This window comes from Streptomyces sp. cmx-4-9 (assembly GCF_046548835.1).
GTDB lineage: Bacteria > Actinomycetota > Actinomycetes > Streptomycetales > Streptomycetaceae > Streptomyces.
Map to the genome: position 1 here is coordinate 245,474 of NZ_JAEBEE010000001.1, position 15,681 is coordinate 261,154.

A 15,681-nucleotide genomic window follows, 5' to 3' on the forward strand; every position below is an offset into this window, starting at 1 on the left:
CCATGATCACAGCCCTGTGACGGGGTGTCCGTTTCGCCCGTTACGGCGTCAATCCGCAGCGCAACGCGCCCGGTTAGCCCGGTTCGCGCACAACTGTGGCGCACCCCACGTTTCTTGAAGGGAACCCCGACCCCCTGATAGCGGTTGTCCTCATGTCCCACACCGCTCACATACCCAGCCACCGGAAGCCCCGCCGTAGCGCCTCGAAGCTCGCGGTCCGCGCCGGAGTTGCCGGTGGCGTCCTCAGCACCCTGGCCATGGCCGGCACGGCGAGCGCCACCCCCTCCGCCGAGCCCGTGACCGAGACGACCCTCGAAATGCCGGTCCTCGATGCGGACCTGGCCTCCGAGGTCTCCTCCGCCGTCGCCACCGCCGCCGAGAACACCCGTCTCGCGGCCGTGGAGGGCGAACTGACCGCCCAGGAGGAGAGCGCCCGCACCGGCGCCGCCGCCGAGGCGAAGAAGGCCAAGGAAGACGCCCAGCAGAAGGCCGACGCCGAGAAGAAGACGCAGGAGGAGGCGGCCCGCAAGGCCGAGGCCGAGCGCGCCAACCGCAGCACCGCGCGCGCCTCGCTGAGCACCAAGTCCGCCGGCTCCGACGGCTCCTCCGCCGGCACCAAGGCCACCTCGAACCAGGGCACCGGCGCCTACGTCGCCGCCCCCGCCACCGGTTCCGCGGCCGCCGTCGTCAACTTCGCCCGCGCCCAGGTCGGCAAGGCGTACGTGAGCGGTGGCACCGGCCCGTCCTCGTACGACTGCTCCGGGCTCGTGCAGGCCGCCTACCGCCAGGCCGGCATCTCCCTGCCGCGCGTCTCCAGCGCCCAGTCCTCGATGGGCACCTCGGTCTCCCTGAGCAGCCTCCAGCCGGGCGACATCCTCTACTGGGGCAGCCGCAGCAGCTCGTACCACGTCGCCATCTACACCGGCGGCGGCAAGTTCATCGGTGCGCAGAACCCCAGCAAGGGCGTCGTCGAGGCGACCATGAACTACGACAAGCCGACGGGCGCCGTCCGCATCCTCTGAGCCCCGCTCGGACGACCACGGCACCGCGAAAGGCCGGTACTCCCCCGCTCGGGGGCGGAGTACCGGCCTTTCGGCCTGCCCGCCCCGGGCTGTCACCGCCCGGGGCCGCCCTGCGAAGATGTCCGCGGCACGCCCCGACGTCTCAGACCTGGAGGTGGTGGCCCGTGAGCGGACTGCCGTACGAGGACCCCGGCGCCGGCGGCCCCGCCGACGACCGCACGGCCGTCCCGGCCGCGCTCGGCCTGGGCCTGCTGGCCCTGGGCGGCTGGCTGCTCACCACCGCCCGGCCCTGGCAGCGGCCGGAGCACCCACTGGCCCTGGCGCTCGGCTGGACCGCCTCCGGCGCCCTCCTGCTGTGCGGCCTGGTGCTCGTGGCCCGCTGCGTACGGGCCGTGCACGCCCCCGCGGACCCCGCGGCGGCGCCGGAGCCCACGGGAACCTCCTGAGGCCCCCGGACGCCCCGCCCCGGCCGCCGCAGGCCTTCGGGGTCACCCTGGTTGCGATGAGGTGGCCGTCGGACGGGAAAATTCCTACCGGCGGTGTTACGTTTTGGGTATGAGCAGTCACGTGGCACCCCAGGCCGTCGAGCGGGCCGGCAAGAGATCCGTGTCGCTCGCCCAGTCATTGATCAAGGAAGTCGAGGAACGCGCCGGCAAGAGCGGGTTCTCCTCCGTGGTGGCCGAAGCCCTGGAGGAGTGGCTCGCCGCGCAGAAACTTCGCGAGGTCGTGACCGCCGACCGCAAGGCCTTCGGCCCCGTCTCCGCCGAAGCGCGGCGGCAGGCGGAACAAGAGTGGTAAGTAAGCGCCTCAAGATCAAGGCAAAGAGCGAGGGCACGCTCGTCCTGGACGCCCAAGGGCTTTCCCTGCACGTCGACGGCGACGAGAGGATGCGCGCGCGCATCGAGGTCGCTCAGCAGAGCGGTCGGCGCGTGGCGTTGTCCGCGTTGACGCCCTTGGAGGTGCGCCGAACCGGCGAGGCCGCCAAGCGACTCCGGTTCCGGCTGTCCCGGTTCGACGTGAAACCGGTCAACGACGCGGTGACAGAGGCCGCAGCGAAGCTGCTGGACACCTCGGGCCTTGACGGGCACGAATGCCTTGTGGACGCACTCGTGGTGGCCACCGCCGCACTCTGCACTCCCCCGGTACTGCTCGTCACGTCCGACAAGTCGCACATCCCGGCGCTGTGCAAGGCCGCCGAGGAACTTCCGGGCTCACCGAAGGTGAAGATCGTCAACGTCTGAAGGTCGAGTGCGGGGAGCCTGGCCGCTCAGCTCCACCGAGCGGCCAGACCTTGAATGATCAGGCCTTCGGGGCCACCTTCGAGAGGCCGTTGATGACGCGGTCCATCGCGTCGCCGCCCGTCGGGTCGGTCAGGTTCGCCAGCATCTTCAGCGTGAACCGCATCAGGACCGGGTGGGTCAGACCGCGCTGCGCGGCGACCTTCATGACCTTCGGGTTGCCGATCAGCTTCACGAAGGCCCGGCCCAGCGTGTAGTAGCCGCCGTAGGTCTCCTTCAGCACCTTCGGGTAGCTGTGCAGGGCCAGTTCCCGCTGGGCGGGCGTGGAGCGGGCGTGGGCCTGCACGATGACCTCGGCCGCGATCTGCCCCGACTCCATGGCGTAGGCGATGCCCTCGCCGTTGAACGGGTTGACCAGCCCGCCCGCGTCACCGACGAGCAGGAGGCCCTTGGTGTAGTGCGGCTGCCGGTTGAAGGCCATCGGCAGGGCCGCGCCGCGGATCGGCTGCGTCATGTTCTCGGGGGTGTAGCCCCAGTCCTCCGGCATGGACGCGCACCAGGCCTTGAGGACCTCGCGCCAGTCCAGCTCCTTGAAGGCCGAGGAGGAGTTGAGGATGCCCAGCCCGACGTTGGACGTGCCGTCGCCCATGCCGAAGATCCAGCCGTAGCCGGGCAGCAGCCGGTCCTGGCCGCCGCGCCGGTCCCACAGCTCCAGCCAGGACTCCAGGTAGTCGTCGTCGTGGCGCGGCGAGGTGAAGTACGTGCGGACGGCCACGCCCATCGGACGGTCCTCGCGCCGGTGCAGGCCCATCGCCAGGGAGATCCGCGAGGAGTTGCCGTCGGCCGCGACGACCAGGGGCGCGCTGAAGGTGACCGGGGTCTTCTCCTCGCCCAGCTTGGCCTGCACACCGGTGATGTGGCCGGTGCGCGCATCGCGGACGGGCTCGCCCACGTTGCAGCGCTCGTACAGCCGCGCGCCGGCCTTCTGCGCCTGCCGGGCCAGGGTCTCGTCGAAGTCGTCGCGCTTGCGCACGAGTCCGTAGTCCGGGAAGGAGGCGAGCTCGGGCCAGTCCAGCTGCAGCCGCTGGCCGCCGCCGATGATCCGCAGGCCCTTGTTGCGCAGCCAGCCGGCCTCTTCCGAGACGTCGATGCCCATCGCCACCAGCTGCTTGGTGGCGCGCGGGGTCAGGCCGTCGCCGCAGACCTTCTCGCGCGGGAACGCCGTCTTCTCCAGCAGCAGTACGTCGAGTCCGGCCTTGGCGAGGTAGTACGCGGTGGTCGCGCCGGCGGGCCCGGCACCGACGACGATCACATCCGCGGAGTGTTCGGAGAGGGGCTCGGTCACGGCGGGGTCTCCCGAAGGCTCGATATAGGGTGCCAGGCGGCACCGGACACGTGCAGTCTATGCAGCGAGAGAGATCGCGATCAGAAGGGTCACCCCCGTTGAGCAGCTTGCCCAGCTTCCCCGCGCCCGCCCCTGCATCCGGCTCTGCGGACCGGCCGCTGCCCACCGTCGGGCTGCGGGTCCCCACGGACGAGGACGCCCACGCCTGGCACCGCCTCTTCGACGATCCCGACGTCATGGAGTTCCTGGGCGGGCCGGCGGAGCTGTCCGCCTACGAGGAGATCACCGCGCGCCAACGCATGCACGACGCCCGGCTCGGCTACTGCCTGTGGACCCTGCTGGACGCCCAGGACCAGGTCATCGGCTTCACCGGAGCGCAGCCCTGGCCCCAGGCGAAGGACTGGGGGCCCGTCGGGGAGATCGAGATCGGCTGGCGGCTCGGCCGCGGGTACTGGGGCCGCGGGTATGCGTACGCCGCCGCCCTCGCCACCGTCGAGCGGGTCCGGGAGGCGGGCGTACCGCACGTGGTCGCGGTGATCGACGCCCGCAACAGCCGTTCGGTGGCGGTCGCCGAACGCCTCGGGATGGAGCCGGCCACGGAGTTCACCACTCCGAGGGGCAACCCGGGCCGCTGCTACCGGCTGGACCTCGCCTAGTGCCGCGACCGCAAAGGTGTGCCGGGTCGCGGTGTCCGGTGCGGCACTAGAAGACCGACAGGCCGGTCAGGGTCGTGAACCGGTCCAGGGCCGCCACACCCGCGACGGAGTTGCCCTGGGCGTCCAGCCCGGGGCTCCACACCGCGAGCGTGCACTGGCCCGGGACCACCGCGATGATCCCGCCGCCCACCCCGCTCTTGCCGGGCAGCCCGACGCGGTAGGCGAACTCGCCTGCCGCGTCGTACGTCCCGCAGGTCAGCATGACCGCGTTGATCTGCTTGGCCTCACTGCGCGTCAGCAGCCGCGACCCGTCGCTCCGCAGCCCGTGCCGGGCCAGGAACAGCCCGGCGCGGGCCAGGTCGGCGCAGCTCATCTCGATGGAGCACTGCCAGAAGTAGTGCTCCAGCAGCGCCGGCACGGGGTTGTCGATGTTCCCGTACGAGGCCATGAAGTGGGCGACGGCGGCGTTGCGGTCGCCGTGCTCCTGCTCGGAGGCCGCCACCTCGGCGTCGAAGGACAGCTCCGGATTGCGGCTCTCCTCCCGCAGGAAGCCCAGCAGTTCGCTGCTCGCGTCGCCGGTCAGGCTCTGGAGCCGGTCGGTGACCACGAGGGCGCCCGCGTTGATGAACGGGTTGCGGGGGATGCCGTTCTCGTACTCCAGCTGCACGAGCGAGTTGAAGGGGTTGCCCGAGGGCTCCCGGCCGACCCGCTCCCACAGGCTGTCGCCGCCCTCGGCCAGCGCCAGGGCCAGCGCGAAGACCTTGGTGACGGACTGCGTGGAGAAGGGGACCTCCCAGTCCCCCACCCCGTGCACGGTGCCGTCCAGGCCGGCGACGGCCATGCCGAACCGGTGGGGGTCCACCGAGGCGAGCGCCGGGATGTACTCGGCCGGGGTGCCGCTGCCCACCAGGGCGGCCACGTCGGCGGCGATGCGCTCCAGCAGGGCCGGGTAGTCGAGGGTGTCGGCCACGGCGGTCAGGACTTGGTGCCCCGGTGCAGCGCGACGACGCCGCCGGTGAGGTTGCGCCAGGCGACCTTGGACCAGCCGGCCTTCTGCAGCAGGGCGGCGAGCTCCGGCTGGGCGGGCCATTCGCGGATCGACTCGGCGAGGTACACGTACGCGTCGGGGTTGGACGACACGGAGCGGGCCACCGGCGGCAGGGCCCGCATCAGGTACTCCAGGTACACCGTGCGGAACGGCGCCCAGGTGGGCTCGGAGAACTCGCAGATCACGACCTGGCCGCCGGGCTTCGTCACCCGGTACAGCTCCCGCAGGGCCGCGTCGGTGTCCTGGACGTTGCGCAGGCCGAAGGAGATCGTCACGGTGTCGAAGACGTCGTCCTTGAAGGGCAGCCGCGTCGCGTCGCCTGCGGTCAGCGGCAGCCAGCCGTGCTTCTTCCTGCCCTCCTGGAGCATGCCCAGGGAGAAGTCGCAGGGGACGACGTACGCACCGGTCGCCGCGAAGGGCAGCGAGGAGGTCGCGGTCCCGGCGGCCAGGTCGAGGACCGTGTGGCCGGGGCGCGCGGCGACCGCCCTGGCGACCTCCTTGCGCCAGCGCCGGGCCTGGCCGAGGGAGAGGACGTCGTTGGTGAGGTCGTAGTTCGCCGCCACCCCGTCGAACATGGAGGCGACTTCGTGCGGCTGCTTGTCCAGGGAAGCGCGGGTCACTGGCGTTGGCCCCTCGGGGTGCGATGCGGATCGGCGGATGCGCCCCATCCTCTCAGGCCGCACCCGCGGGACCGCACCGCCCCGCACCCCCCGCGGACCCGGGTCGCGGACGGGAGCCGCCACGGACCCGGCGTGCACCGGTCGCCGCCGGGCCACGGCCGGGGGCGCGGGCACAACTGGCCCGAAGGACAGTTACGCGGGCCCGCCGGAGCCGCGTTGACTGGCGGGCGTGCGGCCCGGTGAGGGTCACCCGCCGGGTCCCGCAGGCTCATGGTCCGGCTGCGGCCGCCTCGAACAGAGGGCTTCACGATGCCGGCAGGCCATACCAGCGCTCGCTCCCGCGTCAGTGCGCGCACCGCGCGCCGAGCGGAGCGGCGCAGGCGTCTGCGGCGGACCGTCCTGGGGGCGACGGCCCTGGTCGCGGCCTCGGCGGCCGTCTACGTCCTGGCGCCGTCCCGGGAGGGCGCCGCCCTCGCGGACGGCCGCCCGGCCGCCGCACAGGAGCCGCAGGACACGGCGGACGCCCCGGACGGCGGCGCGGACCCCGCCGCGCAGGGCGGCCAGCGGCCCACGGGGCCGACCCGCGCCGCCACCGCCGCCCCCTCGGCGTCCCCGGCCGCCCCCGCGCGCCCCACGGCCCCGGGACCGGCCTCCTCCGCCCCGCCCGCACCGGTCCCCTCCACTTCCGCGGCGCCCGGGACCTTCACCTCCTCGGCCGCCTCCGGGCAGCCGCAGGGCCGCGGCACCGCGCTGCGCTGGCGCCTGGAGACCGAGGCGGGCAGCGGCGTCGAACCGGATGCCGCCGCCCGCGCGGTGGAGGAGATCCTGGGCGACCCGCGCGGCTGGACCCGGGACCCGGCGTACGGCTTCCAGCTGGTCGGGGCGGGCAGCCCGGTGGACTTCACCGTCAAGATCGCCACGCCGGCCACCACCGACCGGCTGTGCGAGGTGGTCACTCCGGAGCTCGTCGGCGAGACCAACTGCCGGGCCGGACACACCGTCGTGGTCAACCTCAAGCGCTGGCAGGAAGGCTCGCCCCAGTTCAGCGGCACCGTCGAGGAGTACCGGGCGCTGATCGTCAACCACGAGGTGGGCCACGAACTGGGCCGCGAGCACGAGACCTGCCCCGGCCCCGGCAGGCCCGCGCCCGCGATGATGCAGCAGATCAAGGGGCTGCTCGGCTGCACGTCCAACGCCTGGCCGTTCGACGGGGCCGGAACCTATCTGTCGGGCCCGCGCGTCCCTTAGGCAGGGGTACCGGGCCGGTCGTGGCCCGGCCGGGGGCGAGGAGTGGTCAACCGTGCGCGTCGTCAGCTTCAGCGTCCCCTCGTGGTTCCCGCCCGGCGAGACCGCGGCCGGGCCGCAGGGCGCAGGCCCGGTCCAGCTCACCGAGCAGGAGTCCGCCGTGTTCGTGTGCCTGTCCACCGGCGCCTCCAACACGGAGCTCGCCGCGCAACTCCAGCTGTCCGTGAGCACGGTCAAGTTCCACGTGGTCAACATCCGGGCCAAGCTGGGCGGGATCAGCCGGCTCCAGGCCTGCCTGCTGGCCGCCCTGGCCCGGGAGTCCGCGGGCACCGCGGTCCTCGGCCCCGGGCTCAGCGACGGCGGTGCAGCAGCCGTCCCCCGATGACGGTGGCCACGCAGGTGGTGGCGCCGAGCCGGAGCAGTTCGTCCGGGCCGTCGACGGCGAAGGCCGCGAACCGGGCCGGGGCGCCGGGCTCCAGGACCCCGTGGAAGGCCTGCCCGGCCGTGTCCGCAGCGGCGAACGGGTCCAGCGAGGGCGGCCCCGCACAGGGAGCCGGCGGCAGCAGGGTGAGGCCCGAGCGGACCACCGCCGTCCGTACCGCGGGGACCGTGAGGCGGCCGGCCACCGCGACGACCCCGCGGGCGAGCAGTTTCTGCGTCGCCCGCCGGGCGCTGTTGCCCCAGCGCGCCTCGGTCATCTCCAGCGCGTCCAGCTCGGCCTCCCCGCTGATCGGGCCGGTCCCGAGCTCGGCGGCCTCGTACGGGTCGTCCGGGTAGTACGTCCGCTCCAGCAGCACGTCCGCTCCGCGCACCAGCAGGCCCGGGGTGAGGACCCCCGGCCAGCGGCGGGTCCGGGCGTGCGGCCGGTCCGCGCTGAGGGCGGCGTACGGGCCCACGCGGGTGATCCGGTCGCCCTCGACGAGGACCGCACCGCCGGGCAGCGGCGCGCGTCCGGGCCCGGCGACGAGGAGGTCGGCGGTGTGAAGCGTCAGCACGGCGGGGTCAGTTCGTGGAGATGAGCTTCAGCTCGGGGTGGGCGGTGCCGCCTTCGATGGCGGTGGAGGAGATGTGCGAGACCACCCGGTCGTCCGCCGGGTCGTCCGCCGGGTCCTCGTGGACCAGCAGGTGCTCGTACGTCGTCGCACGCTGCGCCGGGGTGCGGCCCGCCTTGCGGATCAGGTCGATGATCTCCTGCCGGTTCGAGCGGTGCTTGGCACCGGCCGAGGAGACCACGTTCTCCTCCAGCATGATCGAACCGAGGTCGTCGGCACCGAAGTGCAGCGACAGCTGGCCGGCTTCCTTGCCCACCGTCAGCCAGGAGCCCTGGATGTGCGCCACGTTGTCGAGGAACAGCCGCGCCACCGCGATGATCCGCAGGTACTCGAAGATCGTCGCCTGTGTGCGGCCCTTGAGGTGGTTGTTCTCCGGCTGGTACGTGTACGGGATGAACGCCCGGAAGCCGCCCGTGCGGTCCTGGGTGTCCCGGATCATCGCCAGGTGCTCGATGCGCTCCGCGTTGGTCTCACCCGTGCCCATCAGCATCGTCGAGGTCGACTCGACACCCAGCCGGTGGGCGATCTCCATGATCTCCAGCCACCGCTCCCCCGACTCCTTCAGCGGCGCGATCGCCTTGCGCGGCCGCTCCGGCAGGAGTTCGGCGCCCGCGCCCGCGAAGGAGTCCAGGCCGGCGGCGTGGATCCGGCGGATCGCCTCTTCCGCGGAGACGCCCGAGATCTTCGCCATGTGCTCGACCTCGGACGCGCCGAGGGAGTGGATGACCAGCTGCGGGAACGCCTTCTTGATCGCGGAGAAGTGCTCCTCGTAGTACTCCACCCCGTACTCCGGGTGGTGCCCGCCCTGGAACATGATCTGCGTGCCGCCCAGTTCGACGGTCTCCGCGCAGCGGCGCAGGATGTCGTCGAGGTCCCGGGACCAGCCCTTCTTCGTGTCCTTCGGCGCCGCGTAGAACGCGCAGAACTTGCACGCCGTCACACACACGTTGGTGTAGTTGATGTTCCGCTCGATGATGTACGTCGCGATGTGCTCCGTACCCGCGTACCGGGCCCGGCGCACCGCGTCGGCCGCCTGGCCGAGGGCGTGCAGCGGCGCGTGGCGGTAGAGGTCGAGCGCCTCTTCCTGGGTGATCCGGCCCCCTGCGGCGGCGCGGTCGAGGACAGACTGGAGAGCGGCCTGGTCGGTCACCGGTGCGTCACCTTTCGGCGGTGTGTCAAGAGGTCCGGACCGATCCAGCCTACGCCAGGGCCGGGCGGCGGCTTTCAGGGGCCACGGGTCAGGTCGCCCTCGGGGTTCCCGGCGGGTCCGTCACCCGACCTGTAGTGCAGGGTTCCGTCCGCGTTGAGGGTGAACTGCTCGCGGGCCGAGCCGTTGGAGCAGATGCCGGGAGCCGGGTTGGGGCCGCCCGAGGAGTCCAGGACCAGCGAGCGGTCGGTGGCGGAGGCCAGCTTCCAGTCGCCGCTGCAGTCGGTGCCGAGGACGGGGACCACCGACGTGTCCCGGGCGACGACCTCGCCGGTCTTCCCGCCCCTGATGGTGATCTCGAACTCCGAGGCGACTCCCAGCCGGGCCGTGGTGACGGTGCCCTTCCAGGTGCCGGTGAGCGCCTCGGGGACGTCCTGGCGGGTGCCCTGGGGCAGGTCCCCGTCGGTGGGGGCGCTGGCGCCCGGGGTGGGCGCCGGCGGCGAGGCAGTGGCCCCGGGCGCCGGGGCGGAGGTGGCGGGCCGCCCACCGCCGTCGGCCGCGCTGCCGCCCTCCTCCCGCCCGGTGCCGGGCAGCAGACCCGCCCCGTAGAGCCCCCCGGACAGCGCCGCCAGCACGACGGCCGCGCCGAGGACGAGGGTGCAGCTGAAGCGGCGCCCGGCGGCGGTCAGGCTGACCCGGTGGCCGTCGGGCGCGGTCCGCTGCTGCGCCGCCCCGCCGCCGGCCGTCCCGGCGGGCGGGCCGTACGGGCCGCCGCCGTGGGCGTAGGAGGGGTCCGGCGCCCCGAAGCCGCCGTTGCCGGCCGGGGCGGACGGTCCTCCGTACGAGGGCGTGCTGAAGGGGACCGGGCCCGAGGGGCTCTCCGCGGCGGCCGGTTCCAGGTCGAGCAGGGCCACCGCGGCCCGGCTGGCCTCCTCGACCAGGGCCGCCGGGAGCCAGCCCGGCGCGGGCAGCGCCCCGGGGAGGGCGGCGGCGACCTCCTGCGGGGCGGGACGGTCCGCGGCCGTCTTGGCCAGGCAGGCCGCTATGAGCTCGCGCAGCGGTCCCGCCGGGACCCCGTCCAGCTCGGGCGGCTCGTGGACCACCTTGTAGAGGAGGGTCGCCGAGTTGTCCCCGGTGAAGGGCGGCCGGCCCGCCGCGGCGAAGGCGAGGACCGCGCCGAGGGAGAAGACGTCGGCCGCCCCGGTGACCCCCTTCCCGAGGATCTGCTCGGGCGCCATGTAGCCGGGCGAGCCGACCGAGACTCCGGTGGAGGTGAGCGTGACGGTGCCGCCCCCGGACTCCGTCAGGGGGGACCCCCAGGTGACCCGGGCGATCCCGAAGTCGATCAGCCGGGGCCCGTCCAGGGTGAGCAGCACGTTCGACGGCTTCACGTCCCGGTGGACCAGGCCCAGCGCGTGCACCGCCATCAGGGCGCGGGCCAGGCCCGCGCCGACGGCCCGTACGGATTCCTCCGGCAGCGGCCCGTGCCCGGCCACCGCCCGGTCGAGGGAGGGGCCGGCCACGTACCCGGTGGCCACCCACGGCACGGCGGCCTCGGGGTCGGCGTCCAGCACGGGCGCGGTCCACTCCCCGCCGACCCTGCGGGCGGCGGCCACCTCGCGGCGGAACCGGGCCCGGAACTCCTCGTCGGCGGCGAGGTGCGGGTGCACGACCTTGACGGCGACGGTCCGGCCGCCCTCGCTGCGCCCCAGGTAGACCCGGCCCATGCCGCCCGCTCCGAGCCGGCCGAGCAGCCGGTAGGCGCCGATGGTCCGCGGTTCGCCGGCTTCGAGCGGCTGCATCCTGTCCCCATCCCCCGGTCACCGGGCCCGTGCGGTCCGGCCATGCAGCACCTTAGGCGGTGGGCGGCTGATCACGGGGCCACTCCCGATTCCCCTGGATATTCCGGATATTCCTTCCGGGGGAACGGAATGCCGAGGGCAAGGGAATTGCCGGGAAAGGGGTCAGCGTTCTGCGACCGGTACGGGCAGCAGCTCCACGGCGACGTCCGCCGGGTATCCGGTGGTCGCTCCGGTACGGCGGGCGAATTCCCGGACGCCGGCGAGCTGATCGGGACCGAAGCGGAAGTCGAGCGTGGTGAAGTACCGCTCCAGCAGGTCGGCGTCGAAGGCCTCCCAGCGGGCCGCCTGCTCGGCGACCTTGGCCACCTCTTCGAGGGAGAGGTCGCGGGAGGCGAGGAAGGCCTCGTGGACCGAGGCCACGACGGAGGGCTCCCGCGCCAGGTAGTCCTTGCGGGCGGCCCAGACCGCGAAGACGAAGGGGAGCCCGGTCCACTCCTTCCACATCTGCCCGAGGTCGTACACCGTCAGGCCCAGCCGCGGGGCGTCGTGCAGGGCGGCCCGCAGGGCGGTGTCGCCGATCAGCACGGCCGCCTCGGCCTCCTGCATCATCACGCCCAGGTCGGGGGGGCAGGTGTAGTAGTCGGGCCGGACCCCGTACTGCTCGGAGAGCAGCAGCTGGGCGAGGCGTACGGAGGTGCGGGAGGTCGAACCGAGGGCGACGCGGGCGCCGTCGAGCTCCTCCAGCGGCACCTGCGAGACGATCACGCACGACATGACCGGGCCGTCGCAGCCGACGGCGAGGTCGGGGAAGGCGACGAGCTGGTCGGCGTTGCGCAGGAACTCGACGAGGGTGATGGGGGCGATGTCCAGGTCCCCCTGGACCAGGCGCTCGCTGAGCTTTTCGGGAGTGTCCTTGGTCAGCTCCAGGTCCAGCAGCGTGCCGGTTCTCGCCAGCCCCCAGTACAGGGGCAGGCAGTTCAGGAACTGGATGTGGCCGACGCGGGGCCGGCTGCGATAGACGTCCACATCGCGAGACTAGCCCTCCGCTCCCCCCGCCCCTCTCAGCGGGTCACACGTCAGCGATCCGGCGCGTCTCAAACGTCCGAGTGACGTGATCTTTCCCTCTGGTCTCGGCCGCGGGGTGCATGCTAGGCTCGTCGCAAGTTGCAGTTTGGTTTCCCTTGCAGTACGAGGCCTGCGGAGAATGTGACCCGCAGGCTTTTGTAGTTTTCAGACTTCTTAGCAGGTTCTGGAGCAGGGCGACCCTTTGGCCCATAGGAGGGCTCATGGCTACCGGAACCGTGAAGTGGTTCAACGCTGAAAAGGGCTTCGGCTTCATCGCCCAGGACGGCGGCGGCCCGGATGTCTTCGTCCACTACTCCGCGATCAACGCCTCTGGCTTCCGCTCCCTGGAGGAGAACCAGACGGTGAACTTCGACGTCACGCAGGGTCCGAAGGGCCCGCAGGCGGAGAACGTCACCCCGGCCTAGTCGCCTGGGCCAACTCTCGCGGTTGGAAATGCAGTACCCAAGGAGCCCCGTCCCCTCTGCGCCAGCAGAGCGGCGGGGCTCCTGCCTTGGCCCTCCCGGCGGGGGGACAGGACGAAGCCGCCCCGGCGCCGTTTCCACGGCGCCGGGGCGGCTTCGTCGTGCCCTGCTTCGGCCGCTACTTCGCCGGGTCGGTTGGGGGCGTGGCGGGCTTCTCCGGCGTGGTGGGCGTGGTCGGAGTCGTCGGCGGGGCCGGTTCGGGCGCGGTGATCTTCAGCTCCAGGACCAGGGTCACCTTCTGCGGGGTGGTAAGCCGCAGGAAGTACGTGCCCTCGGGCACCTCGGCGGTGAACAGCTCCGGTACGGCGGTCCTGCCGTCGGCGCCGGTCGCGGCCAGCTGCCGGGTGAAGAGCTTCTTGCCCTCGGCGTCCCGGAAGTGGGGGCCCTTGGCGGTCGCCGGGTCCACCGGGACCCAGGCGCCGTCCGCGTCCTTCACGACCAGGGTCGCGGTGGCCTCCGTACCGGCGACGGGCTTGCCCTCCGCCGTGGCCAGGACCTCGACGCCCTTGATGCTCTTCCCGGCGACCGCCTCCAGCGGCTTCGTCCCGCCGTCGGCGCGGGCCAGCAGGTCCGCGAACGGGAGGGGCTTGGGGGTGACCGTGCCGGTGAAGGTCACCGTCCGCACCCCCGCGCGTCCGTAGGCCGAGGCCCGCAGGGTGAAGGTGCCCGCCTTGGCTCCGGCCGTGAGGGCCGGGGCCGCCGCGGTGCCGTCGGCGCCGGTCTTGACCACGACGGAGTCCTTGGCCTGCGCGAACGCGGTGCCGCCCGTGGTGTCGGCCTCGACCGCGAAGACGACTTCCTGGCCGACGGCCGGCTTGCCGTCACTGAGGTGGGCCGTGACCTTGGCCCCGGGTGTGACGGGCGCACCCGCCTCGGCCTTGAGTGCGGAACCGCCCACCGCCTCCAGCTTGTCCAGCTGCACCACCGGCGGGACCGGCTTCTGCGGCTCGGCCGGCGGAGTGGTCGGGGGCGTGGTGGGCGGCGTGGTCGGGGTCGTGGTCGGGGGCCTCGTCGACGGCGTGGTCGAAGGCGCCGGACGCACCGGCTGCTGCGGGGTGACCACGGGGGTCACCGGCTGCGGGGTGGGCAGGCTGCCCGGCGGCGTCGTCGGGTAGTTCCCGGCGGGCGGGTTGGCGATCCCGGAGACCCCGCCGTCCTGGTACTGGCGCATGTAGCCGAGCACGGTGTTCACGTACTCGCGCGAGTTGTTGTAGCTGAGGATCGCCCGGTCCAGGTCGGCCGCGCTGCTCAGGTCCTTGTCCCCCGCGCACAGGTACAGGCCGGCGCCCAGCGCCGCGTCGTAGATGTTGTTCGCGTCGCGCTTGCCGTCCCCGTTGCCGTCGGCCTTCCAGGTGGCCCAGGTCGAAGGGATGAACTGCATCGGGCCGAACGCCCGGTCGAACTCGGCGTCCGCGTCCCACTCGCCCTTGTCCGTGTCGAGGATCTTGGCGTAGCCGTTGCCGTCGAGGCGCGGGCCGCGGATCGGCTTCTCGGTCGAGCCGTCCGCCTGGAGGCCGTAGCCCGAGGCGTGCACCGACTCGACGCGGCCGATGCCCGCGAGCAGCTGCCAGGGCAGCTTGCAGCCGGGCAGCGCGGCGGCCACCGACACCTCGGCCCGCTGGTACGCGTCGAGGGCCGTGCCGGGTATCGCGCTGCCCCCCTCGGTCCCGGCCGTCCCCGCCGGGGGCACCTGCGGGTCGGCGACCTCCGCGGGGAGGTCGAGGCGGGCGTCGCCGCGGTCGGTGGCCTGCGGGCTGTCCGGGGTGGGCCCGGACTCCCCCGCATCCGCGGTCGACGGATTGGTCACCACCGCGGCCGTGGTCAGGCTGGCGGCGAGCGCAGCCGTGCACAGGACCTTGCGCGAGGTACTGACGAGGTGACGGTGAAGCGGCTTCACAGTGCGGCGATCCCCCCGAGGCGGCCGACAAAGCTGACGGCCCGATGAGCCGTGAATATCCCCTGTCTATCAGGTATTCGGATCCGACTCGCCGTCCCCCCCGGTACTTGTGGCACACCATTCGTCTCAGCTTTACCCGGGGCTCCCGACCTTCGGCACCGAGGACCTTCGACCGTGTCCGATTGACCCGAAAGACCCCCGCTTTCACCCGAGTTCACTCCTTACGCTGGTGTTCATGGCGAGCACCGGGAAGAGCGACCAGCGCCGCGAGGCCCGCGAGCGGCTCCGCAACGAGCGCGCGGCCGAGGTCCGGCGGGCCCGGCTGCGCGGCCGCCTCCTCGTCGGGGCGGGCCTGTCCACCGTCCTCGTGATCGCTGCCGCCGCCGGGATCCTTGCGGCGAAGCCGGGCGGATCGGACGACGGCGAAGCCGCGGGCAGGCCATTCGTCCAACCCGCGCACACCGAGGGCGAAGACGGGATCGTCGTCCCGTACGGCCGGGCCGGCGCCCCGCACACCCTGACCGTCTGGCTCGACCCGCGCTGCCCGTTCTGCGCCGGCGTCGAACAGGGCCTGGGCCCGACCTTCAAGGAGCAGGCGGACGCCGGCGAGTACCGCATCGAGTACCGCTTCGCGACCTTCCTGGACCAGGCCTTCGGCGGCCGGGGCTCCCGGCGCGCCCTGAACGCCCTGGGCGCGGCCGTCAACGAGAGCCCCGAGAAGTTCATGGCGTACGCCCAGGTGCTCTTCGCCCACCACCCCGCGAGGGAGACGGACGACGTCTACGCCTCCACGGACACGCTCCTGGACCTCGCGGGCCGGGTGCCGGGGCTGCGGACGCCCGCCTTCGACCGGGCCGTCACGGACCTCACGTACATGCCGTGGGTGGAGAAGGTCGGTCAGGCCTTCCGGGACGAGGGCATGAAGGGCACCCCGGCGGTCTTCATCGACGGGACGAAGCTCACCGTGAACTCGGGCGACGGCATCGCGTCCGTCACCCCGCAGGCCTTCCGGCAGCTGGTCGCCGAGCACCGGCGGCCCTGACCTGCTCTGCGAGGCCCGGC

At 72.9% G+C, this 15,681-nt stretch carries 17 protein-coding genes; 9 read left to right on the top strand and 8 right to left on the bottom strand.

What is annotated here, in order from left to right; all coding sequences use genetic code 11:
- Positions 1-152: 152 nt before the first annotated feature.
- The 4 genes from ACLJTM_RS01210 (at position 153) to ACLJTM_RS01225 (ending at position 2,263) form a co-directional block, all read left to right on the top strand.
- Positions 153-1,022, top strand: a complete 870-nt coding sequence (locus ACLJTM_RS01210) for a C40 family peptidase (protein WP_411101437.1) — start codon at positions 153-155, stop codon at positions 1,020-1,022.
- Between the two features lie 164 nt (positions 1,023-1,186).
- Positions 1,187-1,468, top strand: coding sequence for a hypothetical protein (locus tag ACLJTM_RS01215; RefSeq protein ID WP_411101438.1), 282 nt, complete (start codon positions 1,187-1,189; stop codon positions 1,466-1,468).
- Between the two features lie 109 nt (positions 1,469-1,577).
- Entirely contained in the window at positions 1,578-1,820 is a 243-nt protein-coding gene (locus ACLJTM_RS01220; protein ID WP_147420012.1) for a hypothetical protein, read from the top strand.
- Positions 1,814-2,263, top strand: coding sequence for a DNA-binding protein (locus ACLJTM_RS01225; protein WP_411101439.1), 450 nt, complete (start codon positions 1,814-1,816; stop codon positions 2,261-2,263). Before ACLJTM_RS01220 ends, ACLJTM_RS01225 begins: the two co-directional genes overlap by 7 nt.
- A gap of 58 nt (positions 2,264-2,321) precedes the next feature.
- Here ACLJTM_RS01225 and ACLJTM_RS01230 read toward each other — a convergent pair whose 3' ends face one another.
- Positions 2,322-3,605, bottom strand: a complete 1,284-nt coding sequence (locus ACLJTM_RS01230; RefSeq protein WP_411101440.1) for a geranylgeranyl reductase family protein — start codon at positions 3,603-3,605, stop codon at positions 2,322-2,324.
- 98 nt (positions 3,606-3,703) lie between these two features.
- Here ACLJTM_RS01230 and ACLJTM_RS01235 point away from each other — a divergent pair, with 98 nt between their 5' ends.
- Positions 3,704-4,261 (top strand): GNAT family N-acetyltransferase, encoded by a 558-nt coding sequence (locus ACLJTM_RS01235; protein ID WP_411101441.1) that lies wholly within the window; start codon positions 3,704-3,706, stop codon positions 4,259-4,261.
- A 46-nt stretch (positions 4,262-4,307) separates the two neighbouring features.
- Here ACLJTM_RS01235 and ACLJTM_RS01240 read toward each other — a convergent pair whose 3' ends face one another.
- The gene (locus ACLJTM_RS01240; protein ID WP_411101442.1) at positions 4,308-5,231 is read right to left on the bottom strand and encodes a glutaminase; all 924 of its coding nucleotides are present in this window, start codon (positions 5,229-5,231) and stop codon (positions 4,308-4,310) included.
- A gap of 5 nt (positions 5,232-5,236) precedes the next feature.
- The gene (locus tag ACLJTM_RS01245) at positions 5,237-5,929 is read right to left on the bottom strand and encodes a demethylmenaquinone methyltransferase (RefSeq protein WP_411101443.1); all 693 of its coding nucleotides are present in this window, start codon (positions 5,927-5,929) and stop codon (positions 5,237-5,239) included.
- 309 nt (positions 5,930-6,238) lie between these two features.
- Here ACLJTM_RS01245 and ACLJTM_RS01250 point away from each other — a divergent pair, with 309 nt between their 5' ends.
- Positions 6,239-7,177 carry a DUF3152 domain-containing protein gene (locus ACLJTM_RS01250; RefSeq protein WP_411101444.1) on the top strand — a complete coding sequence of 313 codons (939 nt, stop codon included), beginning with the start codon at positions 6,239-6,241 and terminating at the stop codon, positions 7,175-7,177.
- A gap of 52 nt (positions 7,178-7,229) precedes the next feature.
- Positions 7,230-7,559, top strand: coding sequence for a response regulator transcription factor (locus tag ACLJTM_RS01255; RefSeq protein ID WP_411101445.1), 330 nt, complete (start codon positions 7,230-7,232; stop codon positions 7,557-7,559).
- On the opposite strand, the gene ACLJTM_RS01260 is transcribed toward ACLJTM_RS01255, so the two are convergent.
- The 4 genes from ACLJTM_RS01260 to ACLJTM_RS01275 all read right to left on the bottom strand — a co-directional run bounded on the left by ACLJTM_RS01260 (position 7,525) and on the right by ACLJTM_RS01275 (position 12,201).
- Complete coding sequence (locus ACLJTM_RS01260) at positions 7,525-8,169, bottom strand: imidazolonepropionase-like domain-containing protein (protein WP_411101446.1); 645 nt, start codon at positions 8,167-8,169, stop codon at positions 7,525-7,527. The genes ACLJTM_RS01255 and ACLJTM_RS01260 overlap by 35 nt on opposite strands.
- Before the next feature lie 7 nt (positions 8,170-8,176).
- Positions 8,177-9,376 (bottom strand): cyclic dehypoxanthinyl futalosine synthase, encoded by a 1,200-nt coding sequence (gene mqnC, locus ACLJTM_RS01265; protein ID WP_411101447.1) that lies wholly within the window; start codon positions 9,374-9,376, stop codon positions 8,177-8,179.
- Positions 9,377-9,450: 74 nt separating this feature from the next.
- On the bottom strand, positions 9,451-11,175 hold the full coding sequence (locus ACLJTM_RS01270) for a serine/threonine-protein kinase (protein ID WP_411101448.1): 1,725 nt from the start codon (positions 11,173-11,175) through the stop codon (positions 9,451-9,453).
- A gap of 162 nt (positions 11,176-11,337) precedes the next feature.
- Positions 11,338-12,201 (bottom strand): menaquinone biosynthetic enzyme MqnA/MqnD family protein, encoded by an 864-nt coding sequence (locus ACLJTM_RS01275; RefSeq protein ID WP_411101449.1) that lies wholly within the window; start codon positions 12,199-12,201, stop codon positions 11,338-11,340.
- A gap of 260 nt (positions 12,202-12,461) precedes the next feature.
- On the opposite strand from ACLJTM_RS01275, the gene ACLJTM_RS01280 reads away from it, so the two are divergent.
- Entirely contained in the window at positions 12,462-12,665 is a 204-nt protein-coding gene (locus ACLJTM_RS01280) for a cold-shock protein (protein ID WP_030012116.1), read from the top strand.
- Between the two features lie 175 nt (positions 12,666-12,840).
- Here the strand turns inward: ACLJTM_RS01280 and ACLJTM_RS01285 are convergent, their stop codons facing one another.
- Entirely contained in the window at positions 12,841-14,619 is a 1,779-nt protein-coding gene (locus ACLJTM_RS01285; RefSeq protein ID WP_411101450.1) for a lytic transglycosylase domain-containing protein, read from the bottom strand.
- A gap of 235 nt (positions 14,620-14,854) precedes the next feature.
- On the opposite strand from ACLJTM_RS01285, the gene ACLJTM_RS01290 reads away from it, so the two are divergent.
- A complete protein-coding gene (locus ACLJTM_RS01290; RefSeq protein WP_411101451.1) occupies positions 14,855-15,661 on the top strand; it encodes a DsbA family protein in 807 nt (268 codons plus the stop codon).
- The last annotated feature ends 20 nt before the right edge of the window (positions 15,662-15,681 follow it).